Source organism: Streptomyces sp. NPDC017448 (assembly GCF_044330565.1).
GTDB lineage: Bacteria > Actinomycetota > Actinomycetes > Streptomycetales > Streptomycetaceae > Streptomyces.
In genome coordinates this window covers 192,826-214,208 of record NZ_JBIRLM010000010.1, presented here as the reverse complement: position 1 = coordinate 214,208, position 21,383 = coordinate 192,826, and the positions used below count along the sequence as shown (strand labels likewise).

At 72.8% G+C, this 21,383-nt stretch carries 24 protein-coding genes and 1 pseudogene; 10 read left to right on the top strand and 15 right to left on the bottom strand.

What is annotated here, in order from left to right; translation table 11 throughout:
* The first annotated feature begins 128 nt into the window (after positions 1 to 128).
* The 7 genes from ACH4K1_RS18960 (at position 129) to ACH4K1_RS18930 (ending at position 7,666) form a co-directional block, all read left to right on the top strand.
* A complete protein-coding gene (locus ACH4K1_RS18960; RefSeq protein WP_398090431.1) occupies positions 129 to 1,223 on the top strand; it encodes a Rieske 2Fe-2S domain-containing protein in 1,095 nt (364 codons plus the stop codon).
* Positions 1,224 to 1,643: 420 nt separating this feature from the next.
* A complete protein-coding gene (locus ACH4K1_RS18955) occupies positions 1,644 to 2,405 on the top strand; it encodes a DeoR/GlpR family DNA-binding transcription regulator (RefSeq protein WP_228994656.1) in 762 nt (253 codons plus the stop codon).
* 138 nt (positions 2,406 to 2,543) lie between these two features.
* Complete coding sequence (locus tag ACH4K1_RS18950; RefSeq protein WP_398090430.1) at positions 2,544 to 3,914, top strand: ABC transporter substrate-binding protein; 1,371 nt, start codon at positions 2,544 to 2,546, stop codon at positions 3,912 to 3,914.
* Complete coding sequence (locus tag ACH4K1_RS18945) at positions 3,911 to 4,873, top strand: carbohydrate ABC transporter permease (RefSeq protein WP_398090429.1); 963 nt, start codon at positions 3,911 to 3,913, stop codon at positions 4,871 to 4,873. The genes ACH4K1_RS18950 and ACH4K1_RS18945 overlap by 4 nt, the downstream gene beginning before the upstream one ends.
* Entirely contained in the window at positions 4,870 to 5,748 is an 879-nt protein-coding gene (locus tag ACH4K1_RS18940; protein WP_398090428.1) for a carbohydrate ABC transporter permease, read from the top strand. The genes ACH4K1_RS18945 and ACH4K1_RS18940 overlap by 4 nt, the downstream gene beginning before the upstream one ends.
* Entirely contained in the window at positions 5,745 to 6,734 is a 990-nt protein-coding gene (locus ACH4K1_RS18935; protein WP_398090427.1) for a zinc-dependent alcohol dehydrogenase family protein, read from the top strand. Before ACH4K1_RS18940 ends, ACH4K1_RS18935 begins: the two co-directional genes overlap by 4 nt.
* Positions 6,731 to 7,666, top strand: a complete 936-nt coding sequence (locus tag ACH4K1_RS18930; RefSeq protein WP_398090426.1) for a PfkB family carbohydrate kinase — start codon at positions 6,731 to 6,733, stop codon at positions 7,664 to 7,666. Before ACH4K1_RS18935 ends, ACH4K1_RS18930 begins: the two co-directional genes overlap by 4 nt.
* A 118-nt stretch (positions 7,667 to 7,784) precedes the next feature.
* Here the strand turns inward: ACH4K1_RS18930 and ACH4K1_RS18925 are convergent, their stop codons facing one another.
* The 8 genes and pseudogenes from ACH4K1_RS18925 to ACH4K1_RS18890 all read right to left on the bottom strand — a co-directional run bounded on the left by ACH4K1_RS18925 (position 7,785) and on the right by ACH4K1_RS18890 (position 13,609).
* Positions 7,785 to 7,862: a 50S ribosomal protein bL37 gene (locus ACH4K1_RS18925; RefSeq protein WP_373465217.1), complete on the bottom strand. Its 78-nt coding sequence runs from the start codon at positions 7,860 to 7,862 to the stop codon at positions 7,785 to 7,787.
* Between the two features lie 227 nt (positions 7,863 to 8,089).
* The gene (locus ACH4K1_RS18920; protein WP_398090425.1) at positions 8,090 to 8,476 is read right to left on the bottom strand and encodes a VOC family protein; all 387 of its coding nucleotides are present in this window, start codon (positions 8,474 to 8,476) and stop codon (positions 8,090 to 8,092) included.
* Between the two features lie 49 nt (positions 8,477 to 8,525).
* Positions 8,526 to 8,954 carry a DUF4190 domain-containing protein gene (locus ACH4K1_RS18915; RefSeq protein WP_398090424.1) on the bottom strand — a complete coding sequence of 143 codons (429 nt, stop codon included), beginning with the start codon at positions 8,952 to 8,954 and terminating at the stop codon, positions 8,526 to 8,528.
* 122 nt (positions 8,955 to 9,076) lie between these two features.
* A pseudogene (locus tag ACH4K1_RS18910) lies at positions 9,077 to 9,338 on the bottom strand (transposase).
* Positions 9,296 to 9,601, bottom strand: a complete 306-nt coding sequence (locus ACH4K1_RS18905) for a winged helix-turn-helix domain-containing protein (RefSeq protein WP_398090502.1) — start codon at positions 9,599 to 9,601, stop codon at positions 9,296 to 9,298. Before ACH4K1_RS18905 ends, ACH4K1_RS18910 begins: the two are co-directional and overlap by 43 nt.
* Positions 9,602 to 9,777: 176 nt before the next feature.
* Positions 9,778 to 11,031 (bottom strand): sulfite oxidase, encoded by a 1,254-nt coding sequence (locus ACH4K1_RS18900; RefSeq protein WP_398090423.1) that lies wholly within the window; start codon positions 11,029 to 11,031, stop codon positions 9,778 to 9,780.
* Positions 11,028 to 12,251, bottom strand: coding sequence for a homoserine O-acetyltransferase (locus tag ACH4K1_RS18895; protein ID WP_398090501.1), 1,224 nt, complete (start codon positions 12,249 to 12,251; stop codon positions 11,028 to 11,030). The genes ACH4K1_RS18900 and ACH4K1_RS18895 overlap by 4 nt, the downstream gene beginning before the upstream one ends.
* Positions 12,248 to 13,609, bottom strand: coding sequence for a bifunctional o-acetylhomoserine/o-acetylserine sulfhydrylase (locus ACH4K1_RS18890; RefSeq protein ID WP_398090422.1), 1,362 nt, complete (start codon positions 13,607 to 13,609; stop codon positions 12,248 to 12,250). The genes ACH4K1_RS18895 and ACH4K1_RS18890 overlap by 4 nt, the downstream gene beginning before the upstream one ends.
* A gap of 603 nt (positions 13,610 to 14,212) precedes the next feature.
* Between ACH4K1_RS18890 and ACH4K1_RS18885 the strand changes: the two genes are divergently transcribed.
* Complete coding sequence (locus ACH4K1_RS18885) at positions 14,213 to 14,710, top strand: YfbM family protein (RefSeq protein ID WP_398090421.1); 498 nt, start codon at positions 14,213 to 14,215, stop codon at positions 14,708 to 14,710.
* Positions 14,711 to 14,904: 194 nt separating this feature from the next.
* Here ACH4K1_RS18885 and ACH4K1_RS18880 read toward each other — a convergent pair whose 3' ends face one another.
* The 5 genes from ACH4K1_RS18880 to ACH4K1_RS18860 all read right to left on the bottom strand — a co-directional run bounded on the left by ACH4K1_RS18880 (position 14,905) and on the right by ACH4K1_RS18860 (position 18,468).
* The gene (locus ACH4K1_RS18880) at positions 14,905 to 15,123 is read right to left on the bottom strand and encodes an MbtH family protein (RefSeq protein WP_398090420.1); all 219 of its coding nucleotides are present in this window, start codon (positions 15,121 to 15,123) and stop codon (positions 14,905 to 14,907) included.
* Positions 15,124 to 15,253: 130 nt separating this feature from the next.
* Positions 15,254 to 16,147, bottom strand: coding sequence for a siderophore-interacting protein (locus tag ACH4K1_RS18875; RefSeq protein ID WP_398090419.1), 894 nt, complete (start codon positions 16,145 to 16,147; stop codon positions 15,254 to 15,256).
* Between the two features lie 318 nt (positions 16,148 to 16,465).
* Complete coding sequence (locus tag ACH4K1_RS18870; RefSeq protein ID WP_398090418.1) at positions 16,466 to 17,029, bottom strand: DJ-1/PfpI/YhbO family deglycase/protease; 564 nt, start codon at positions 17,027 to 17,029, stop codon at positions 16,466 to 16,468.
* Positions 17,030 to 17,083: 54 nt separating this feature from the next.
* Positions 17,084 to 18,211, bottom strand: coding sequence for a glutamate--cysteine ligase (locus tag ACH4K1_RS18865; RefSeq protein WP_398090417.1), 1,128 nt, complete (start codon positions 18,209 to 18,211; stop codon positions 17,084 to 17,086).
* Positions 18,212 to 18,240: 29 nt separating this feature from the next.
* The gene (locus ACH4K1_RS18860; protein WP_398090416.1) at positions 18,241 to 18,468 is read right to left on the bottom strand and encodes a DUF5133 domain-containing protein; all 228 of its coding nucleotides are present in this window, start codon (positions 18,466 to 18,468) and stop codon (positions 18,241 to 18,243) included.
* A 285-nt stretch (positions 18,469 to 18,753) separates the two neighbouring features.
* On the opposite strand from ACH4K1_RS18860, the gene ACH4K1_RS18855 reads away from it, so the two are divergent.
* Complete coding sequence (locus tag ACH4K1_RS18855; protein WP_398090415.1) at positions 18,754 to 18,999, top strand: hypothetical protein; 246 nt, start codon at positions 18,754 to 18,756, stop codon at positions 18,997 to 18,999.
* 76 nt (positions 19,000 to 19,075) lie between these two features.
* On the opposite strand, the gene ACH4K1_RS18850 is transcribed toward ACH4K1_RS18855, so the two are convergent.
* Positions 19,076 to 19,204, bottom strand: a complete 129-nt coding sequence (locus tag ACH4K1_RS18850; protein WP_398090414.1) for an LPFR motif small protein — start codon at positions 19,202 to 19,204, stop codon at positions 19,076 to 19,078.
* A 228-nt stretch (positions 19,205 to 19,432) separates the two neighbouring features.
* Here ACH4K1_RS18850 and ACH4K1_RS18845 point away from each other — a divergent pair, with 228 nt between their 5' ends.
* Positions 19,433 to 20,980: an MFS transporter gene (locus ACH4K1_RS18845; RefSeq protein ID WP_398090413.1), complete on the top strand. Its 1,548-nt coding sequence runs from the start codon at positions 19,433 to 19,435 to the stop codon at positions 20,978 to 20,980.
* 79 nt (positions 20,981 to 21,059) lie between these two features.
* On the opposite strand, the gene ACH4K1_RS18840 is transcribed toward ACH4K1_RS18845, so the two are convergent.
* The gene (locus tag ACH4K1_RS18840) at positions 21,060 to 21,263 is read right to left on the bottom strand and encodes a cold-shock protein (RefSeq protein WP_030188562.1); all 204 of its coding nucleotides are present in this window, start codon (positions 21,261 to 21,263) and stop codon (positions 21,060 to 21,062) included.
* Between the last annotated feature and the right edge of the window lie 120 nt (positions 21,264 to 21,383).

Below are 21,383 nucleotides of genomic sequence, written 5' to 3'. Positions count from 1 at the left end.
CTCCGCTCCTCCCCCGACCCGTCAACACGTCGCACCTCTCATCCCCTTCGGGTGAGGTGCGGCGTGTCGGGGGGATCACGGAGCGCTCCCGGGCAGCCTCTGGGGGGACCAGTCGTGGAGGGGGACGCGTGGGAGTGTCACGTCAGTACGGACGCGCCATCAGTGAGGGTCCGACACCGGCCGACGCGGCGGGGGCTCCCGCGCTGCCGTATCCGAGCGGCTGGTCCGCGCTGGCCTTCTCGCACGAGCTGCGGCCGGGCGCCGTGCTCACCCGGCCGCTCGCGGGGGGCGACGTCGTCCTGTACCGCACCGGCACGGGGGCGCTGCGCGCCGTCCGGCCGTACTGCCCGCACCTGGGGGCCCATCTCGGTCTGGCGAAGGTCGAGGGGGAGGACCTCACCTGCCCCTTCCACTTCTTCTCGTTCGGCCCCGACGGCAGGTGCGTGCGGACGGGGTACGGCACACCGCCGCCCCGGTCCCCGCTGACGCACCTGCCCGTCCACGAGGTCAACGGGGGCGTCTTCGTCTGGCGGCACCACGACGGCCGGGATCCGGACTGGTCCGTCCCCCAGTGGCACGAGATCGGCCACCGGCCCGCGCGCACGGCCGCCTGGGAATTGGCGGGCAACGTCCAGGAGGTCATCGAGAACTCGGTCGACCTCGGGCACTTCGCCACCCTGCACGGCTGGGCGAAGGCCGAGATCGACGGTCCCGTGGCGTACGACGGCGCGACGTTCCGCGTCGCCATGCGGGCCCACGAGTCGGCGCCGCTCGTGGGCGACTTCACCGTGGAGGTGAAGGTGGCCGGTTACGGGCTGGGCTGTCTGCACGCCGATGTGCACACGCCCCGCTTCGGGCTGCGGATGTGCACGATGGTCATGCCGACCGCGATCGGCCCCAACCGGATGCAGTTCCGTCAGCTCAACCGCATCGCCTTCGACGAGCCGGGCCGGCTGCCGCCCCGGCTCGCCCGGGTCGTCAGCCGTACCGCGGCCCGCCTCCTGGACCGCCCCGTCTTCCGGTCCAGTTGCGAGTTCACCGCCGCCGACTTCCCGATCTGGCACCACAAGCAGTACCAACAGCCGCCCCGGCTGGCCGCCGGGGACGGGCCGATCGGCCCCTTCCGGCGCTGGGCGAAGCGGTTCTACCCCGCCTCACCCGCCAGGGGCGAGGCACCCCGCCCCCGGCGCGGCGAAGACGAGGACAGTGCCGTGCTCTCCTGACCCGGCCCGCTCCCCCGCCCCGCCCCACCCTGCTCCGCTCCGGCCGCCCCCGCCCCGCCCCCTCGTCCCGGCGCGTCCGTTCTGGCGCCCCCTCGTCCCGGTGCGCCCGTTCTGTCGCCCCCCTTGTGCGTCCCGTCCTCCCCTGCCCTCCTCCGGCCTCGCGGAGGCCGGGACTCCGCGCTTCGGGCGCCATTCGGGCATGGCCCGCGGTGGAACGGGCGCGCCGCACGACCGGCCCGGAGGCCGCACCGGACGTGACCAGCACCGCAGTCGACGGGGAAACGGGCACGAACGGGCCGAGGGAACAAGGGGAAGTGGCTGGTCGTAGCCCCGGCACTGCTTGTACAAACGACACACGAGTCCGAACGGACATGCGGACTCCGCCCGTAACGGGCCCAGTAGCGACCAGGGACGTGCACCGTGGACACCGAGGAACGCCGTCGGGGAATTCTGGACACCGCCCGGCGGGAGGGCTCGGTCGGGGTGAACGCCCTGGCGGACCTGTTCAAGGTGGCCAAGGAGACCGTCCGCCGCGATCTGCACGTCCTGGAGGAGCACGGGCTCGTCCGCCGGACCCACGGCGGCGCCTACCCGGTGGAGTCGGCAGGCTTCGAGACCACGCTCGCGGTCCGTACCACGCGCAACGTCCCCCAGAAGTCGCGGATCGCGGCCGCGGCCGCCGATCTGCTCGGTGACGCCGAGACGGTCTTCGTCGACGAGGGCTTCACCCCGCAACTCGTCGCTGAGGCGCTTCCCCGGGACCGGCCGCTGACCGTGGTCACCGCATCCCTGGCCGTGGCCACCTCCCTCGCCGGCGCCGGGAAGACCTCGGTGCTCCTGCTGGGCGGCCGGGTGCGGGGTTCGACGATGGCGACCGTGGACCACTGGGCCTCCCGGATGCTCGCGGACTTCGTCATCGACCTCGCCTACCTCGGGGCCAACGGCATCTCCCGCGAGTACGGCCTCACCACTCCGGATCCCGCCGTCGCCGAGGTGAAGGCGCAGGCGCTGCGCAGTTCGCGGCGGCGGATCTTCGCCGGGATCCACAGCAAGTTCGGGGCGGTGAGCTTCTGCCGGTTCGCCGGGGTGGCCGACTTCGAAGCGATCGTCACCGACTCCGGACTCTCCTCGGCCGAGGCCCAGCGCTACTCCCTCCTCGGGCCGCAGGTCATCCGCGTCTGACCGGCTCTCCCCCGGCGGCCCCCGCCGCCGGTGAGGCCGGCGCAGCGTACCGCCCGCACTCCCCCACCCGCTGGGGCGTGGTCCGCCATGCCCGCGGCGGCCCGATCACCGAGCCGCTACGACTGATCAGGAGCCCCCATGCCCCACCCAGGACGCCGTCGCCGGCCACGTCCCCGTGGCCGCGCCTGTGCCGCGGCCGCCGCGGCACTGGCCCTGCTCACCACCGGCTGCGCCGGGGCGGGCGGGACCTCCTTCGGCGGCGGTGACGCGCTGAACGTCCTCATGGTGAACAACCCGCAGATGGTCACGTTGCAGAAACTGACCGCGAAGCACTTCACCGGGAGGACCGGCATCAAGGTCCACTTCACGGTGCTCCCGGAGAACGACGTACGCGACAAGATCAGCCAGGACTTCTCCAACCAGGCCGGCCAGTACGACATCGCCACCATCAGCAACTTCGAGTTGCCGTTCTTCGCGAAGAACGGCTGGCTCAGCCCTCTCGACGCGTACGCGCGGGCCGATGCCTCCTTCGACCAGGAGGACATACTCCAGCCGCTCGAGGACTCGCTGACCGCGGAGGACGGCAAGCTCTACGCCCAGCCGTTCTACGGCGAGTCGTCCTTCCTGATGTACCGCAAGGACGTCTTCGAGAAGCACGGCCTCACCATGCCCGCGAAGCCGACCTGGGAGGAGGTGGCGGCACTCGCCGAGCGGGCGGACGGTGCGGAGCGCGGGATGAAGGGCATCTGCCTGCGCGGGCTGCCGGGCTGGGGCGAGGTCATCGCCCCGCTCACCACGGTCGTCAACACGATGGGCGGGACCTGGTTCACCGAGGACTGGGAACCGCGTCTGACCTCACCGGAGTTCACGAGGGCGACGAAGTTCTACGTCCGTCTCGTACGGGAGCACGGGGAGCTGGGCGCCCCGCAGTCCGGGTACGCCGAGTGCCTGAACAACATGACCCAGGGCAAGACCGCCATGTGGTACGACGCCACGGCGGGCGCCGGGTCGCTGGAGGCCGAGGGCTCCCCGGTGAAGGGGAGGATCGGGTACGTCCCCGCCCCCGTCGAACGGACCAGGAGCTCGGGGTGGCTGTACACCTGGGCGTGGGGGCTGCAGAAGGCGTCCAAGAAGACCGACGACGCCTGGGAGTTCGTCTCCTGGGCGTCCGGCAAGGAGTACGAGGAACTGGTCGGGGCCACCAGCGGCTGGGCCGACGTCCCGGCCGGCAAACGGGCCTCCACCTATGCCAACCCCGACTACCGGGCGGAGGCGGGGGCGTTCGCCGACGTCACCGAGCGGGCCATCTCCGAGGCCGACCCGAAGAACCCGGGCATCCAGCCCCGTCCCACGGCGGGCATCCAGTTCGTCGGCGTACCGGAGTTCACCGATCTGGGCACCAAGGTGGCGCAGGAGATCAGCGCCGCCATCGCGGGCCGCCAGTCGGTGGACGCCGCGCTCGCCGCCTCCCAGAAGCTGGCCGAGAAGGTCGCGGAGGAGTACCGATGACCGCCACCGCGGCGAGAGAGGCCGCCGCGCCTCCCGAGGCCCCGGCGAGGAAACCGGCCGGCGCCCGGCGGCGCGCGTGGGCGACCCGTGCGCCCCTGTTGCCCGCGCTCGTCTTCCTCATCGCCGTCACCCAACTGCCGTTCGTGGCGACGCTGGTGATCTCGTTCTTCGACTGGAACTCCCTCAAGCCGGAGAAGCGCCGCTTCACCGGGTTCTCCAACTACGCGTCGGTCTTCACCGACGAGGCGTTGCGCGAGTCGGTCGTGACGACCGTCGTCCTCACCGCGTCCGTCGTCGTCGTCAGCGTCGTGCTGGGGCTCGCCTTCGCGCTGCTGCTCGACCGCGCCTTCTTCGGCCGCGGGTTCGTGCGCACCCTGCTGATCACCCCGTTCCTGCTGGTGCCGGTCTCGGCCGCGCTGCTGTGGAAGCACGCGCTCTACAACCCGGAGTACGGGTTGTTCAACGGGGCGCTCACCTGGTTCGGCGAACTGTTCGGCATCGAGTCCGTGGCGCAGCCGGAGTGGACGTCGGAGATGCCGCTGATCGCGGTCGAGGCGGCGCTGGTGTGGCAGTGGACGCCGTTCATGATGCTGATCCTGCTGGCCGGGTTGCAGAGCCGGCCCGCCGAGATCACCGAGGCCGCGCGGCTGGACGGGGCCGGGTCCTGGCAGATCTTCCGCCATCTGACCCTGCCGCATCTGCGCCGCTACCTGGAGCTGGGCGTCCTGCTCGGATCGGTGTACATCGTGCAGAACTTCGACGCGGTCTTCACCATCACCTCCGGCGGTCTGGGCACCGCCAACCTCCCGTACACCGTCTACGAGACCTTCTACCGGGCCCATGAGTACGGGCTGGCGTCCGCCGCGGGCGTGGTCGTGGTGATCGGCACGATCATCATCGCCACCTTCGCCCTGCGGGTGGTCTCCTCCCTCTTCCGTGAGGAGGCGAGCCGCGCATGAGCGCCTCGACCGCGACCACCGCACCCGCGTCCGCCCACGCCGCGACGCGCAGGGCACGTCGCCGCTCGGCCGTCCTGGGCGTGGTCGCCTGGGCCGTCGGGATCGGCTTCTGCCTGCCCGCCCTGTGGATGGTGCTGACCTCCTTCCACGCGGAGGCCGACGCGGCGACCAACCCGCCGTCGATCGCCGCCGCCCTGACGCTGGACGGCTACCGCGCCTTCTTCGGCGGCGGGGGCGGTCCGACGCCGTGGCCCCCGCTGGTCAACTCCCTCGGCGCCTCGTTCTTCTCGACCGTGCTGGTGCTGCTGCTCGCCCTGCCGGCCGCGTACGCGCTCTCCATCCGGCGGGTGCGCAAGTGGACGGACGTGATGTTCTTCTTCCTGTCCACCAAGATGCTCCCGGTGGTCGCCGGGCTGCTGCCGGTGTACCTGTTCGCGAAGAACACGGGGCTGCTGGACAACATCTGGCTGCTGGTCCTGCTCTACACCTCGATGAACCTGCCGATCGCGGTGTGGATGATGCAGTCCTTCCTCGCGGACGTACCCGTCTCGATCATCGAGGCGGCGCAGGTCGACGGGGCCCGGCTGCCGACCGTCCTGCGCCGGGTCGTCGCCCCGGTCGCCGGCCCCGGGATCGCCGCGACCTCCCTGATCTGCTTCATCTTCAGCTGGAACGAGCTGTTGTTCGCCCGGGTGCTGACCGGCGTGGTCGCCGGTACCGCGCCCGTCCACCTGACCGCCTTCGTCACCAGCCAGGGCCTCTTCCTCGCCCAGCTGTGCGCGGCGTCCGTGGTCGTGTCCCTGCCGGTGCTCGTCGCCGGCTACGCCGCCCAGGACAAACTCGTCCAGGGCCTCTCGCTGGGAGCAGTCAAATGAGGGCAGCCATCGTCGAAGAGGTCGGCAAGGTCTCCGTGACCACCGTCCCGGACCCCGCGCCCGGCCCGCGCGACGTGGTCGTCAAGGTCGCCTCGTGCGGACTGTGCGGAACCGATCTCCACATCCTCCAGGGGGAGTTCGCCCCCACCCTGCCGATCGTGCCGGGGCACGAGTTCGCCGGGGAGATCGTCGGCGTCGGCGCGGACGTCACCGAGCTGTCCGTCGGCGACAAGGTGGCCGTGGACCCCTCGCTCCACTGCCACGAGTGCCGCTACTGCCGGTCGGGGCGCGGCAACCTGTGCGACGCCTGGGCGGCGATCGGCGTCACCGTGCCCGGTGGCGCGGCCGAGTACGCGGTGGCGCCCGCCGCCAACTGCGTACGCCTGCCGGAGCACATCGACGTCCGGGACGCGGCGCTGATCGAGCCGTTGTCCTGCGCGGTGCGCGGGTACGACGTCCTCAACGGCAACCTCGGGGCCGAGGTGCTGATCTACGGATCCGGCACCATGGGCCTGATGATGCTGGAGCTGGCCAAGCGCACCGGCGCCGCCTCGGTGGACGTGCTGGACGTCAACCCCCGGCGGCTGGCGACCGCGACGACCCTGGGCTGTACGGGTGCGGCGGCCCGCGCCGAGGAGCTGGACCGTCCGGGCGGCTGGGACGTGGTCATCGACGCCACGGGCAACGCGGCGGCGATCCAGGACGGGCTGGGGCGGGTCGCCAAGGGCGGTACGTTCCTCCAGTTCGGGGTCGCGGACTACGCGACGAGGGCGGTGATCGAGCCGTACAGGATCTACAACCAGGAGATCACCATCACCGGGTCGATGGCGGTCCTGCACAGTTACGAGCGGGCCGCCGCGCTCTTCGCGAGCGGGGTGCTGGACGCGTCGGTGTTCATCAGCGACCGGCTGCCGCTGGAGCAGTATCCGCAGGCGATCGAGCGCTTCCGGGCGGGGATCGGACGCAAGATCGTGGTGGAGCCGTGACGGAGGCTCCGGTCGCCCGTTCCGGACGGGAGCGTTCCGTCCTCGTGGTGGGCGAGGCGCTGGTGGACCTGGTCCCGGCCGAGGGCGGCGCCGGCGTCCGCGTGGCCCAGCCGGGCGGGGCGCCGGCCAACGTGGCGGTGGGGCTGGCCCGGCTCGGCGGGCGGGCGTCCTTCGTGGGCGGGATCGGCGACGACGCCTTCGGGGACACCGTCGAGCGGTGGCTGGCCGGGGCGGGCGTCGACCTGTCGCTGAGCGCCCGCCCGGCGCTGCCCACGGCGCTCGCGGTGGCCGACCCCGGCGTCCACGGGAACACATACCGCTTCCACCTCGGGGACACGGCGACCTTCGCGCTGCCCGACCGGGCGGCGGAAGCGGGGCGCTTCGGCGCGGTGTACGCGGGCGGGCTGGCCGCGGTCGTGGAGCCGGCGGCGGCGGTGGTGGCCGCCGTCGCGCGGGAGGCCGCCCGTTCCGGGCTGCTCGCGGTGGACCCCAATGTGCGTGAGGACCGCACCCTGGACCCCGTACGGAGCCTGGGGCGGCTGCGTGAGCTGTGCGCTCTCGCGCGGGTCGTGAAGGCGAGCGACGAGGATCTGGTGCGGCTGTGGCCGGACGCGGCCCCCGAGGCGAGCTGCCGGGAGCTGGCGGAGCGGGGGCGGCTGGTGGTGATGACCCGGGGCGAACGGGGGGCCACGGCGTACGTCCACGGCGCCCCGGCGGTCTCCGTGCCCGCCCGGCCGGTGCGGGTGGTGAACACCATCGGCGCGGGCGACGCGTTCATGGCGGGGATGCTGACCTGGCTGGGGGCGGAGGCCGACTGGTCCACGGAGCTGACCGCCGAGCGGACGAAGGCGATGCTGGAGTACGCGTCGGGGGCGGCGGCGTCGGTCTGCGCCCAGGCGGGAACGGAGCCCTCGGCCCCGCTCGGTGTGTGAATCCCACGCCGGCCGGGCATCAGGAGGAGGACCCGAGTTCCGCACGGCCCTCCCCCGGCCCACGGAAAGCGCCGCGGCCCCCGCAAGCAGGGAAGCTTGCGGGGGCCGGGGCGTCTTCTCAGCTCTGCGGCCGCTTGCCGTGGTTCGCGGCGTTCTTGCGGCGGGCCTTCTTCTTGCGACGTCGCTTCGAGGACATCGAACCCTCCTTTTCTGCTCGGTGCTCCGTTGCGGACGGTCCAGCGGGCGGTGCCACCCGTGATCACCGGCTCGCCTACCCACCCACACCGTGGCAAACCGCCGCCGCGGGTGCAACCGGCGGCCCGGCGCCGGGCGGGGGTGGACTGATGTGCGGGAGAGCACCGGCCGGGCGGACGGCGTGCGGAGTCCGGGGCCCGTCGGGACCGGGCAGGCCGCGCCCACCGCTCAGGGCCGGTAGCGCAGGGGGTGGTCGTCCGGCACCTCGACGACGGCGATCCGCACCCCGTCGGGGTCCTCGATCCACATCTCGACCAGCCCCCAGGGTTCACGGCGCGGCGGGCGCAGAACGGTCACGCCGTTCGCCCGCAGTTCCTCGTGAGCGGCCTCGGCGTCCTCGACCTGGAGCCAGATCCGCACGGAGGGCGAGGGCCGGGCCTCGCTCCTGCCGGAGAGTTCCAGGAAGCCGCCGCCGAGGAAGTAGACCGTGCCGCGCTCGGGCCCGGTACCGAACTCGCGGTACACGGCGAGGCCCAGTGCTTCGCCGTAGAAGGCGCGCGAACGCTCGGGGTCGGTGGGGCGGAGCAGAATCCTGCTGCTCAGTACGTGCACCATGGCACCGAGCGTACGCCTCGCCCCGCGCGGGGCGGCTGTACCGGAAGCCTCAACCCGCCAGTCCGTCGATGAAGTCCTCGGAGCACCGGTCCTCGGCCGCCCGGCTGTCGGCCCGGTCCACGCAGTCCTGGAAGTTCTTGAACTCCTGGGAGTCGAACACGGAGACGGCCAGGACGAGGACGATCGCGGAGCCGATCAGGCCGAGCGCGCCGAACGCGGCGCCGACCACCGCCATCGCCCGGCGCGGGGCGCGGCCCTGCCGGGTGCGGAGTGCGGCGATGATACCGAAGACGATCGCCAGCAGGCCGAGCAGCAGGCCGCCCACGATGGTCCAGAAGAACAGGCAGGCGATGAGGCCGAGCACGAGGGCGGCGACCGCGAACCCGTTCGTCGGGGCGGGCGCCTGATCCCCGTAGGGGCCGTGGTCGCCTGCGGGCTCTCCCGGGTACGAGGCGTCCGGGTACGAGGGAAGGGACATCGGGACGGTGCTCCTGTTCTCCTGGCTTCCCGTCCCCCTGCCCCGTGGCCCGGCCGCCAACCGCCGCCCCGGTCACGCTCCGGCAACTACTGAGGTTGAACTCGGGATGTCGTGCTGCTGGGTCAGGCGGGTCGGATGGTGAGGCCGGTCTCGGTGGGGCAGCCGTCGATGAGGTTGCTGCGGTACTGGATGTGCCGTAGGCCGTTTCGGACTGTGCGGATGAGGTGCTCTGGTGTGGAGAAAGCGACGGTGGAGAGCCAGCCGCGCCGCAGGAGGGACCAGATGCCTTCGACGGGGCTGAGGTCGGGTGCGGAGGGCGGGCTTGCAGCAGGTCAGCGCTGCTATGGAGATGCGTCTGCGGGAACGGCCTCGGACCCGGACCACCGGGGTGCGGCCTCGTGGTGACCCTGTCTTGGCGTGCGGCGGCGTCCTGGAGAAGCCGGCTTCGGCCTCGAAGACCAGCCAGGCCCCACGGGCCGCCGCTGACCTTCCGCGCGGGGCCCCACCTCCTTGACCCACCCCGCGACCGCATCCTCGTCCCGCTCCATGGCACGACGGGCCGGGACCTGGCAGGACCAGCCGTTGCGCACCAGCAGCTTCCGCACACCCTGGACCGTGTACGCCAGATGGAAGCGCCGGCCGATCACCGTCTTCGCCCGGTTCAGCGTCCAGCGCTGGTCCTCCCGGCCCTGCGCGACCGGCCCCCTGGCCGGCCCCTTGGCCGGCTCCGCCGCCGCGAAGCGGCTGCGCACGACGGTCGTGGTGCTGCGCTGGGCACGGCACGGGGGCGTGGTCGCGGATGGAGTACCGCGCGGCGCCGGGCTCAGCTCACCGTCACCGGATGCCGCACCACCGCGTCGAACAGATAGCCCTGGGTGTTGTGCGCGGTGGCCACCGGCTGTGTGCGCCCCGAACGGTCCGTCGCCCGCGCGAGCAGCACGGCGGGCCCCCGCTCCCTCGGCGCCCAGTCCGCCGTCCAGCGCACCCAGCTCCCGGCCCTCGGCGCGTCCCGCAGCCGGGCCTGCCGCCAGTGCGCGCCCCCGTCCGTGCTGACCTCCACGGTCCGCACGGGAGCCTCGCCCGACCAGGAGCGACCGGTCAGCAGTGCCCGCCGGTGGGCGGGGAACACGGCTCCCGGGGCCAGCTCGAACGCGCTCTTCAGCGTCTGCCGGGTCAGCGGCGCGCTGCCCCCGGGCGGGTGCTCGGGGCCGAACAGCCGGTAGAGACCGGTGTTCCACGGCGTCAGCAGCGGCTCGGCGCTCACCTCGATGTCGCCGACCCACTTGATGTGGGCGACGCCCACCCAGGACGGCACGATCAGCCGCACCGGGAACCCGTGGTCGGGCGGCAGCGGCTCGCCGTTCATCTCGTACGCGAGCAGGACGTCGTCCAGCGCCTTCGCCACCGGCAACGGACGGCGCACCCGGCCCAGGTTCACCCCGTCGCTGACGACTTCGGCGTCCAGACCGCGCGGCAGCACGTCCACCGCGTGCCGCCCGATCCCCGCCCGGTGCAGCACGTCCGCCAGCCGCACACCGCGCCAGCGCGCCGTCCCGATCGCGCCGAGCGTCCACGCGGTGCCGGTGACCGCTTGGCCCTGCTGCGAGGTGAAGAAGCCGCGCCCGTTGCCCGCGCACTCGACGAACGCCGTACGCGTCACCGCCGGCAGCTCCAGCAGATCCGCGAAGCCGAACGTCACCGGCCCGCCGCGCAGCCCGTCGCCCCAGACCGTCAGCCGCCATGCGTCCCGGTCGATGCGCGGGGTGGAGGTGTGGTTGCGGACGAAGAACCGGTCGGCCGGGGTGAGCCGGCCGGTGCCCCGCAGCGCGGCGAAGTTCGTCTCCGCGTTGGTGCCGCGCAGGGTGAACAGCTCCGGCGGCAGCGGTTTCACCACTCCGGGCAGTCCGCCGGCCGCCCGCGCCGGAGCGGCGAGGGAGGCCAACGGCAGGGCGGTCGAGGCCGCCGTGACCTGTTTCAGCAGGTCGCGGCGTTCGATTCCGGCTGAGCGGGCCCGGCCGCGGGACCACTGCCGCGTCCGTACCCGGTCGTAGGCGTCCTCGGTCGATGCCGGGCTCATGGAAGCTCCTCGGGGGTCCGGTGATGGGAGGGGAGGGAAGAGGGGGGACCGGGCCGGGGCTGCGGCGCCCGCGCCAGCAACTCCCGTACGAGCACGCCCACCTGATCCGTCTCGACGAGGAACCCGTCGTGCCCGCGGGGCGAGACGATGGTGCGCGCGCCGTCCGCCCCCGGCAGCAGCTCCGCGAGCAGCTCCTGCTGCGCCGGTGGGTACAGCCGGTCCGAGTCGACGCCCGCGATGAGGGCGGGCAGCTCCGCGCGGCGCAGTGCGCGGGCGATTCCGCCCCGGCCCCGCCCGACGTCGTGCCCGTTCATCGCTTCGGTGAGCGTCACATAGCTTCCGGCGTCGAACCGGCGCACCAGCTTGTCGGCGTGGTGGTCGAGGTAGGACTCCACGCGGTAGCGGCCTCCGTGCGACGGATCCTCGCCGGGCTGCGGCTCCCGGCCGAAGCGGGCGGTCAGCTCCGGTTCGCTCCGGTAGGTGATGTGGGCGATGCGGCGCGCCTGCCCCAGACCCCGGTGCGGGCCGTCGCCGGGGGCGGCCCGGTGGTAGTCACCGCCCCGCCACCCCGGGTCGGAGCGGATCGCACCGATCTGCACCGTCCCCCAGGCGATCTGCTCGGCGGAGGCGGCGGCCGGGGCGGCGAGCACGAGCAGCGCACCGGTGCGCTCGGGCCTGCTCACCGCCCACTCCAGGGCCCGCATGCCGCCCATCGACCCGCCGAGGACGGCCGCCCACCGGCCGATTCCCAGGGCGTCGGCGAGCGCTGCCTCCGCCGCCACCTGGTCCCGCACGCTCAGGCGCGGGAACCGGGATCCCCACGGCGTGCCGTCGGGTCCGGAGGAGGAGGGGCCGGTGCTGCCCCCGCAACCGCCCAGAACGTTGGGCGCGACGACGAACCAGCGGTCGGTGTCGATCGGGCGGCCCGGGCCGACGAGCGCGTCCCACCAACCGGGCGTGGGGTGGCCCGGCCCGGCGGAACCCGCCACATGGCTGTCGCCCGTCAGCGCGTGCAGCACGAGCACGGCGTTCGATCCGTCCGCCGTCCGCTGCCCCCAGGTCTCGTACGCCAGGCGCACCCCCGGCAGCCGGACGCCGGACTCCAGGGGCAGCGGGTCGCCGATCGCCGCCCAGCGGCGACGACCGGGCGGATCCCCCTCCCGCCGGCCGCCGGAGGCGGGCGGGAGGGGAAGCGCACGGTGCGGGGCCGAACGGTTCAGGACGCCGCCTTCGCAGCCCGGAAGCCCGCCTCCAGGTCGGCCTTGAGGTCGTCCACGTTCTCCAGCCCCACCGACAGCCGCACCAGGCCGGGCGTGGCCCCGGTGGCGATCAGCTGCTCCTCCGTGAGCTGGCTGTGCGTGGTGGAGGCCGGGTGGATGATCAGGCTCCGCACGTCCCCGATGTTGGCGAGGTGGCTGAACAGTTCGACGGCGTCCACGAACCGCCGGCCCGCCTCGGCCCCGCCCGTCAGCTCGAAGGCCAGCACGGCCCCGGCGCCGCGCGGCAGATAGCGCTGCCCGGCCTCGTACCAGCGGTTCGACTCCAGCCCCGCGTAGTGCACGGCCGCCACCTCGTCGCGCCGCTCCAGCCAGCGCGCCAGCTCCAGCGCGTTGGAGGTGTGCCGCTCCAGCCGCAGGCTGAGCGTCTCGATGCCCTGGAGGAGCAGGAACGCCGAGTGCGGCGACAGCGCGGGGCCCAGGTCGCGCAGCAGTTGCACCCTGAGCTTCACCGCGAACGCGCTCGGGCCGAGGTCGGGCCAGTAGCGCAGCCCGTGGTAGCTCGGGTCGGGCTCGTGGAACTCGGGGAAACGCTCGGGACGCGCCCCGAAGTCGAACGTCCCGGCGTCCACGACCACCCCGCCGATCGTCGTGCCGTGGCCGCCCAGGAACTTGGTCGCCGAGTGGACCACGATGTCCGCGCCGTGCTCGATCGGCCGCAGAAGGAACGGGGTCGGCACGGTGTTGTCCACGACGAGCGGCACCCCGGACCCGTGAGCGGCGTCCGCGACGGCCCGGACGTCCAGCACGTCGCCGCGCGGATTGCCGAGCGTCTCGGCGAAGAACGCCTTCGTGTTGGGCCGGACCGCCGCCCGCCACGCCTCCACGTCCTCGGGGTCCTCGACGAACGTCACCTCGACGCCGAAGCGCGGCAGCGTGTGCTGGAAGAGGTTGTACGTGCCCCCGTACAGCGACGGGGAGGAGACGATGTGGTCCCCGGCCCCGGCCAGCGTGAGGATCGCCAGCGTCTCGGCGGCCTGTCCCGAGGCCAGCGCGACGGCCGCGACGCCGCCCTCCAGCGCGGCGACGCGCTGTTCCAGGACGTCCTGGGTGGGGTTGTGGATACGGGTGTAGATGTTGCCCGGCTCGGCCAGGGAGAAGACGTCGGCCGCGTGCTGCGTGTCGCGGAAGACGAAGGACGTCGACTGGTAGATCGGCACCGCGCGGGCGCCGGTCGCCGGGTCCGGGACGGCGCCCGCGTGGATCTGCTTGGTCTCGAACGACCAGGCGGCTCCCGGGACGTCGCGGTCCTGGTCCTCGGGGGTGTGGCCTGCTGTGACGGAGTCGAGCGGCTGGCTCATGTGGTTCCTCGCACGGGGCGGTGACGGTCTGGGTACGGACCGTAGGCCGCCCGTCCGCACCCCCGAAAGCGCCTCGTCCGTATGGCCACGAACCCGCAACGGCCCGTCATGTCCCGCAACATGACGGCAACGAACGCGCAGCACACGTCATACGGCGGTGACGCGGCCCGCCGCGCTGTCGCCGCCCGAGCGCCGAGGACGAGGCGGCACACGCCGTCCGCCGGAACGGGGGCGCCCGCGGGAGCGGTCGCGAGGGCCGGGTGCTCGCTCATCGGGCCGCCTCCTCGGCGGAACGGGGCAGCCGGCGCGTCGCCCGCAGGACGTCGATGGAGCCGGGGCTTGGTCCACCCGAGTGTCTGCTTGGACAGGCGGAACGTGTGCTCCCGGCGCACCAGAGCCTTACCGCCCGGCCCCGGGGCGGCCGCCGACGGGAAGAACCGGCGACCGGCGCCCCGTCACGACGTCGGGCGGGTGCTTGCCACTGGCGAGGCATACGCCCGGCCGGCTCACCACAAGAAGGGCGCCGAGCCCCGCCGCACAGAGTGCGTACCGGTTCAGGGCCGGCCGACGCCGCTGTCGGACACGCTCCGTATGCTGCCGCCCATGAGCATGAACGGGGAGTACCTGCGCGTCACGCCTGCCGAACTGGACCGGGCCCTGAGGGATCCCGAGTGGGCGTGGAATCTCGTCGAGGAGATCCAGGACGCGCAGACGGAGGGTGAGCCTGCACCGGCCGAGGCGCGGCACTTCACCACACACCAGACATGGCACCTGCTCGGGTTCCTCCTGCAACGCTCGGTCTTCCCCGTCGACGTCGTCCACGGCGAGGAACCTCTCGCCACCGATGACTGGGGGTACGGACCGCCGCGGTACCTGACCCCGGAACGGGTACGACTGGCCGCTGACGCCCTGCACCGGACGACGTACGACCAGCTCATCCAGGATGTCGACCCATCCGAACTCACCAAGGCCGAGATCTACCCCCAGATCTGGGACTCGCCTGCCTCGCTGGAGTGGGCCGGCGACCTCTTCACTCCCCTGGCAGAGTTCTTCCAGAGCGCCGCGTCCGCCGGTCACGCGATGCTGATCTGGATCGACTGATCCACCTGCGGGCGGCCCGAGGGTCGAACGGCAAGCTGAATGTCCTGGCCGGGGGTGCTCGGCGGGGCGGCGCGGGCGACGGGACGACGGCGGCCCCGCACGCGGTGTGCGGGGCCGCCGAGGACCAAGTGCGGGGGAGCCCTCCAGGCGTGGCCGTGGTCCCGCCCGGGCGGGGGGCCGACGGTTTCGGGGCCTCAGGCGGGGTCGGTCGCCATGCTCTCGATCAGGCTCTTGGGGCGCAGGTCGGTCCAGTTCCGCTCGACGTAGTCCAGGCACGCCCGGCGGGTGTCCTCGGGGTGCGCCACGGCCCATCCGGCGGGCACCTCGGCGAAGGCCGGCCACAGGGAGTGCTGTCCCTCGTCGTTGACGAGCACCAGGTAGGCGCCGTCCTCGTCCTCGAACGGATTGGTCACCGCATCCTCCAGCCACTTGAACAATGATTACTTCATGTGATCGCCCCGCGACCCTACCCGCCGGCTCCGGGGTCGGCCCGTCGGGCCTCGCGGAGCGCCGTGGCGTCCACCGCCCCGTCAGGGGCCCGGCTCAGAGCCCGAATTCGCTCAGCCGGGCCTCGTAGCGGATGGTGACGTCCACGGAGTCGCCGGCCGGGCCGTCCCACAGGGCCTCCAGTTCGGCCCGCACGGCGTCGGGCAGCGCCTCGTACCGCTCGGACCAGGTGTCGGAGTTCGGTATCCAGTAGCCGACGACCTTGAAGCGGTCCGCCGGGAGTCCCAGGTCGCGGCGGAGGTAACGGCGTGCCGCGCGCAGGGCGTTGGTCTCCCCCGCGACCCACACGTACCCGCCGGCGAGGTCCGTGCCGGGCGGGACGGCGGCGGCGACCAGGTCGGCCAGGCGGCTCGGTCCGTGGCCGTTCCCGCCGTAGGTCCAGGTCGCCTTGGAGTCGGGCAGCTCCCGCAGCGGCAGTACGGCGGAGGGGTCGGGGGCCTCCAGGACCACCCGGGTCCTGACGTGGTCCGGGGTGTTCTCCAGCAGGCGGGCGACGGCGGGCAGACCGGTCTGGTCGGCGACCAGGACCTGCCAGGCGAGGTCGGCGGGCGGGCTGTAGAGGGCGGTCGGATCGTTGACGCCGATGACGTCTCCGGGCCGAGCCCCGGCGGCCCAGGTGGAGGCCACTCCGCCCTCGTGCAGGACGAAGTCGATGTCGATCTCGCCCGCCTCCGGACGCACCGCGCGGACGGTGTACGTGCGCATCGGGGCGACGGGCTGCCCCGCCGGGGTCTCCCAGCCGCCCTGTTCGGTCGTCCGCGGCAGGGAGACCTCGGTGCGGTCCGGGCCGTGCGGGAGGAAGATCCGCACGTACTCGTCGCCGGTCCCAGTGGTCCGGAAGCCCGCCAGCCCCTCCCCGTGGAAGGTGAGGCGGGTCATGGTCGCGGTGAGCGGCCGCACTCGGGAGACGACGGCTCGGTGGATCGTCATGGACACTGCCCCTTCGCACACGTGGACGGCCTGCACGCCCTGCCCGTCGGGACAAGGAAACCGAGCCGTCTTAGGTCAGCCTAACCTTAGGGGCGCCGGTTCGGGAAGAAGGCGACGAGGCGCTCCGCCCGGACCCGGGTACGGACGGCGGTGGTGGAGCGGGCAGCACGGCGCCGTCGGCGGCGCTCGCGGAGAAGGCGCTCCAGCCGGCCGGAGGGGCCGCTCCGCGAGGGCCGCGCGTCGAGGGGCGGAGGTCGCGGCATACCGGGCGGTACGCCGCGACCTCCGCCCCGTGCGGCGCCGGGCGGGAAGGGGCGCTCACTCCTCCGCGAGCACGGCGTCGATCTCGCCGAGGAAGTCCTCCAGGTCGTCCGGGGTGCGGGAGGTGATCAACGGCCACCCGGAGGCGTCGTCGCGGACCACCGGCTTGTCGACCCAGGTGCCGCCCGCGTTGGTGATGTCGGTGCGCAGCGAGGCGTACGAGGTCAGCGTCTTGCCGTTGACGTAGCCGCCTTCGATCAGCGCCCACGGCCCGTGGCAGATGGCCGCCACCGGGCGGCCGGAGGCGGCGAACGAGCTGACGATCCGGGTGGTGGCCTCCTCCAGGCGCAGCGAGTCGGCGTTCAGCGTGCCGCCCGGGACCAGCAGGAGGTCGTACGCGGCGGGGTCCACGTCGTCGAGGGCGAGGTCGGGTCGCACGGTCTCGCCGGGATCGCGGTCGCCGACGAGGGTACGGATCTCATCGGTGGAGACCGCCGCCACGCTGACCCGCGCCCCGTGGTCGCGCAGGTGCTTGACGGGGACGACGAGCTCGTCCTGCTCGACGCCGTAGTTGGTGACGACGGCCAGGATGCGGCGGTCGTCGAGAGCGTTGGTGGACATGGACTGCTCCGTTCCTCTGGGGTCGTTCACCCGGAGTCGTTCACCCGGGGTGGTTCATGCGGTGGGTTCGTGCGGCCGCTCCGTCGCGGGCTCGCCCGCGGTGATCCGGACGCACTCCGCGACCGTCTCGCGCAGGCTCCCGGTCCGCGCCAGGATCTCGCGCTGGATCCGTGCGCCGTTCCCGCGCCGGTCCACGTCGGCCAGCGCCTTCTCCGCGGCCTCCAGGTCGCCGCTGTCCTTCAGCGCGTCCCGTACGTGGTCCATCAGGGCCCGCAGGACGTCGCCCACGGGCTCCGGCCGGAGGGTGGCCGGATGGATCAGCCGGTCGTCCAGCCCCGAGCGACCCGCCCGCCAGGAGGCCACCCGCAGCAGGCCCACGCTGGTGTCCGGGGCAGGGCGGCCGGACCGCCACTCGCGTGCGGCGGTCTCCACCAGGCCGCGTACCAGCGTGGCCAGCAACACCGTGTCGGCCGGGTCCAGGCAGACGTCCGCGACCCTCACCTCCACGGTGGGGTACCGGTGCGAGAGGCGCGCGTCGAAGTAGACCATCCCCTCGTCCCGGAGCACCCCGGTGGCGACCAGCGACCGCACCTCGGCGTGGTAGGCCGCGGCCGATCCGTGGACCCCCACCGGGCCCGCCGAGGGCCAGCGGCCCCACACCCGGCTGCGGTAGCTGCTGTAGCCGCTGTCCTTCCCCTGCCAGAACGGGGAATTGGCGCTCAGGGCGAGCAGGACGGGCAGCCAGCACCGGATCCGGTCGAGTACGGCGACGCCCTCCTCGTCCGACTCCACCGACACATGGACGTGGCATCCGCAGGTCAGCTGCTCCTGGGCGGTCAGCCCGAAGTGCTCGGCCAGCCACCGGTACCGCTCGCCCGTGCCGATCTCGGGGCTGACCGGGAGCGGCGAGGTGGCCAGGGCCGCGACCGACGCCCCGGCCTCGGCGGCGTGCCGCACCGCTTCGGCACGCCAGCGGCGGACCGAGGCGCCCAGCTCCCCCATGTCCGAGCAGGGGTGTGTGGAGAATTCCAGTTGCTGGCGGTGCAGCTCCGACTCGAAGGCCGACTCCCCGACCGCTTCCTTCTCGGCGATCGCCAGCACCGCCGAGGACAGCGCCCTCGCCTCCCCGCTGGCCGCGTCGACCAGCAGCAGTTCTTCCTCTACGCCCACCGTGCGGACCACAGCGCCTCCCCTTCGACGATCGACGACGCTCAGGCGGAGAGGACGGAGTCGTCCTCGGGCCGGGCGCCGGGCAACCGGTGGCGGGCGGCGACCAGGGCGCTGTCGACGTCCCCCGTGCCCGTGGACACGCAGAGCGTGTACGCCACGTCGTCCATGCGCTGACGCGCCTCCTCGCTGCCGCTGTCCGCGTGCAGGAGACGCAGTACCTCGTACTGCTCGACGAGGTTGCGCAGGACCGTGGGGTGGGCCATCAGCATGAGGGGTTCCTTCCGCCGGATTCGTCGGGTGACGCCAGGTGCCCGAAGGGGGCAAGGCCCCGGGTACCCGCGCAGCGGCGAGCCACACACAGCGGGCGGCGCGCCGCCGCCCCGAGCCGTGCGGCGGACCCTCGGGGCCGTACGAGGACGGCCGCGCCTCTCCCCCCTTCCGGCGGGGCGGCCGATGCCGCACCGATCGGGTGACTGGTTCCCCCGGGAACGGGTACCCACCAGGGCGCATCACTCGTCCCCCCGCACCCCGGGGCCGCACGGAAGGAAGCCCTCATGACCGACCGCAGGCCGGAAGGCACCGCCTACACCGGAGCCGCCGGCAGCCCTCCTCCCGTACCGGCGGACATGCCGGACCAGCAGGCCCAGGAGGGCGAGGACGCTCTCGACATACCGATTCCGGACCGGGTGGCCCGCGAGAGCGACCCGGAGCTGGACGAGGCGGGGGCCGGCCGGGACGCGCCGCGCAACGCGGGCGCGCACCCCGAGGAGCACCCGGCTCCGGAGGAGACGCCGGGCTGACCGTTCCGGCTCACGCCCGCGCGCGACGCATCTGTGCCCCGGCCCGTCGACGGGCCGGGGCACAGATGCGTCGCGTTCAGTGGTGTCCGCGTGCGGTGCTCGACGCGCCCGAGAACAGCCTGGCCACCGCCCGGAAGGGCAGGGTGACCACAGTGGCGACGGCTCCCCCGATGGAGCGGAGTACGTCCGCGATGGCCTTCAGCATGGGTCTGCCCTCCGTTCTCGCTCCGGGGCCTCCCGAAGCGTTCGGTTCGAGGACCCCCGCGTACCCGGCCCGCGGCCCGCCAATCGGATCGCGCGCGGGGGGAAGACACGTAGGGCCTCCTCCGGCGCGGCCTGCCGCCCGGCCGCCGTTTGTCCGGTTTCATCTCCGGGTACCCGCGCCGCGGCCCGGACGGCCAGGCCGGGACGCCGTAGCTGAGGAGGCATGCGCATGAGCAGAGACGAACCGGTGCTGGGAACGGTCTCGACCCGGGTTCCCGCCCGGCTGGACCGGCTTCCCTGGTCCCGCTGGCACTGGATGATCGTGATCGGCCTCGGGACCGTGTGGATCCTCGACGGTCTGGAAGTGACCGTGGTCGGCAACATCGCCAGCCGGCTGTCCGAGGACGGCAGCGGCCTGGACATCACGGACGCCCAGGTCACCGGTGTCGCGGCGGCGCTGTACGTGGCGGGAGCCTGCTCCGGCGCGCTGTTCTTCGGCCGTCTCACCGACCTCTACGGCCGCAAGAAGCTGTTCCTGGTGACGCTGGCCGTCTACCTCGGCGCCACCGCCATGACCGCGGTCTCCTTCTCACCCTGGTGGTTCTTCCTCTTCCGCTTCCTCACCGGTTTCGGCATCGGCGGGGAGTACGCGGCCATCAACTCCGCCATCGACGAGCTGATCCCGAGCAAGTACCGGGGCCGGGTCGATCTCATCATCAACGGCAGTTACTGGTTCGGGGCGATGGGCGGGGCTCTGCTGTCGGTCCTCGCCCTGAACACGGATCTCTTCCCGCAGGACATCGGCTGGCGGCTGACGTTCGCGCTCGGCGTGGTGCTCGGCCTGGTCATCCTGCTCGTACGCCGTCATGTTCCGGAGAGTCCCCGGTGGATGTTCATCCACGGGCGCGGGGAAGCGGCGGAGCGCCTCGTGGACGAGGTGGAGCGCACGGTCGAGGAGGAGAAGGGGCGGGCGCTCCCGGAGGCCGCGACGGAGATCACCATCCGGCAGCGCAGGAGCATCGGGTTCATCGAGATCGGCCGGAGCGTCTTTCGGGACCACCCCCGGCGGGCCACGCTCGGCTTCGCCCTCTTCATCGGGCAGGCGTTCCTCTACAACGCCATCACCTTCGGGTTCGGCTCCATCATGGTGAAGTTCTTCGACGTCTCCAGCGGGACGACGGGGTACTACTTCGCCGTCATCGCCTTCGGCAATTTCCTCGGCCCCCTTCTGCTCGGGCGTCTGTTCGACACCTGGGGGCGTCGTCCGATGATCGCGGGGACGTACATCCTGTCCGGGGTGCTGCTGTTCGGAACGGCGTGGCTGTTCGGTGCGGGGCTGCTGACCGCCACGACGATGACGCTGTGCTGGTGCGTGGTGCTCTTCTTCGCCTCCGCCGGGGCGAGTTCCGCCTACCTGACGGTCAGCGAGATCTTCCCGATGGAGACGCGCGCCATGTCGATCGCGTTCTTCTACGCCATCGGCACCGCGGCCGGCGGCATCTCGGGCCCCCTGCTGTTCGCGAGCCTGACCGAGAGCGGTGTGGTCTCCGACGCCGTCATCGCCTTCTGCGTGGGAGCCGCGCTGATGGTGGCGGCGGGGGTGGTGGCGGTCTTCTTCGCGGTGCCCGCCGAACAGCGCTCGCTGGAGGACATCGCCACTCCCCTGTCGGCGGTGGCGGACGACGGCGGCGGACGGCGGAAGGGTCCGGAGGGGCCCGGGGAGAGCACCGGGGGCGCGGGCGAAGGCCCGTCCGGCGGGGGGCGCCGGCCCCACTGACCGGCTCTTCCCGCCGTGCGACGCCCCGGGGCCCCGGAACGGTTGACCGTTCCGGGGCCCCGCGGCCGGGCTGTCCGGATCAGGCGGCGGTGATGTTCTCCGCCTGCGGGCCCTTCTGGCCCTGGGTGATGTCGAAGGTCACCGCCTGGCCTTCCTGGAGCTCACGGAAGCCGGAGGCGTTGATGTTGGAGTAGTGCGCGAAGACGTCCGGACCCCCGCCGTCCTGCGCGATGAAGCCGAAGCCCTTTTCCGAGTTGAACCACTTGACGGTTCCGCTGGCCATGCCTGTACCTCTCAGCAGTAAACGGATCCGCACCGTGCGGACCCGGAGGTGATCGCCCTGGTTCTCAGGCACTGCACAGCAAAACGCCCGCGCCAGGCGCGGGCAGGTACTGCGAACCAC

Coding starts and splice junctions, on each gene's coding strand:
- ACH4K1_RS18885 (WP_398090421.1), top strand. CDS start 14,213: ATGAGCATGAACGGGGAGTACCTGCGCGTCACGCCTGCCGAACTGGAC.
- ACH4K1_RS18875 (WP_398090419.1), bottom strand. CDS start 16,147: ATGACGATCCACCGAGCCGTCGTCTCCCGAGTGCGGCCGCTCACCGCG.
- ACH4K1_RS18940 (WP_398090428.1), top strand. CDS start 4,870: ATGAGCGCCTCGACCGCGACCACCGCACCCGCGTCCGCCCACGCCGCG.
- ACH4K1_RS18840 (WP_030188562.1), bottom strand. CDS start 21,263: ATGGCCAGCGGAACCGTCAAGTGGTTCAACTCGGAAAAGGGCTTCGGC.
- ACH4K1_RS18935 (WP_398090427.1), top strand. CDS start 5,745: ATGAGGGCAGCCATCGTCGAAGAGGTCGGCAAGGTCTCCGTGACCACC.
- ACH4K1_RS18920 (WP_398090425.1), bottom strand. CDS start 8,476: ATGGTGCACGTACTGAGCAGCAGGATTCTGCTCCGCCCCACCGACCCC.
- ACH4K1_RS18870 (WP_398090418.1), bottom strand. CDS start 17,029: ATGTCCACCAACGCTCTCGACGACCGCCGCATCCTGGCCGTCGTCACC.
- ACH4K1_RS18890 (WP_398090422.1), bottom strand. CDS start 13,609: ATGAGCCAGCCGCTCGACTCCGTCACAGCAGGCCACACCCCCGAGGAC.
- ACH4K1_RS18900 (WP_398090423.1), bottom strand. CDS start 11,031: ATGAGCCCGGCATCGACCGAGGACGCCTACGACCGGGTACGGACGCGG.
- ACH4K1_RS18845 (WP_398090413.1), top strand. CDS start 19,433: ATGAGCAGAGACGAACCGGTGCTGGGAACGGTCTCGACCCGGGTTCCC.
- ACH4K1_RS18945 (WP_398090429.1), top strand. CDS start 3,911: ATGACCGCCACCGCGGCGAGAGAGGCCGCCGCGCCTCCCGAGGCCCCG.
- ACH4K1_RS18950 (WP_398090430.1), top strand. CDS start 2,544: ATGCCCCACCCAGGACGCCGTCGCCGGCCACGTCCCCGTGGCCGCGCC.
- ACH4K1_RS18915 (WP_398090424.1), bottom strand. CDS start 8,954: ATGTCCCTTCCCTCGTACCCGGACGCCTCGTACCCGGGAGAGCCCGCA.
- ACH4K1_RS18860 (WP_398090416.1), bottom strand. CDS start 18,468: ATGCTGATGGCCCACCCCACGGTCCTGCGCAACCTCGTCGAGCAGTAC.
- ACH4K1_RS18855 (WP_398090415.1), top strand. CDS start 18,754: ATGACCGACCGCAGGCCGGAAGGCACCGCCTACACCGGAGCCGCCGGC.
- ACH4K1_RS18850 (WP_398090414.1), bottom strand. CDS start 19,204: ATGCTGAAGGCCATCGCGGACGTACTCCGCTCCATCGGGGGAGCCGTC.
- ACH4K1_RS18925 (WP_373465217.1), bottom strand. CDS start 7,862: ATGTCCTCGAAGCGACGTCGCAAGAAGAAGGCCCGCCGCAAGAACGCC.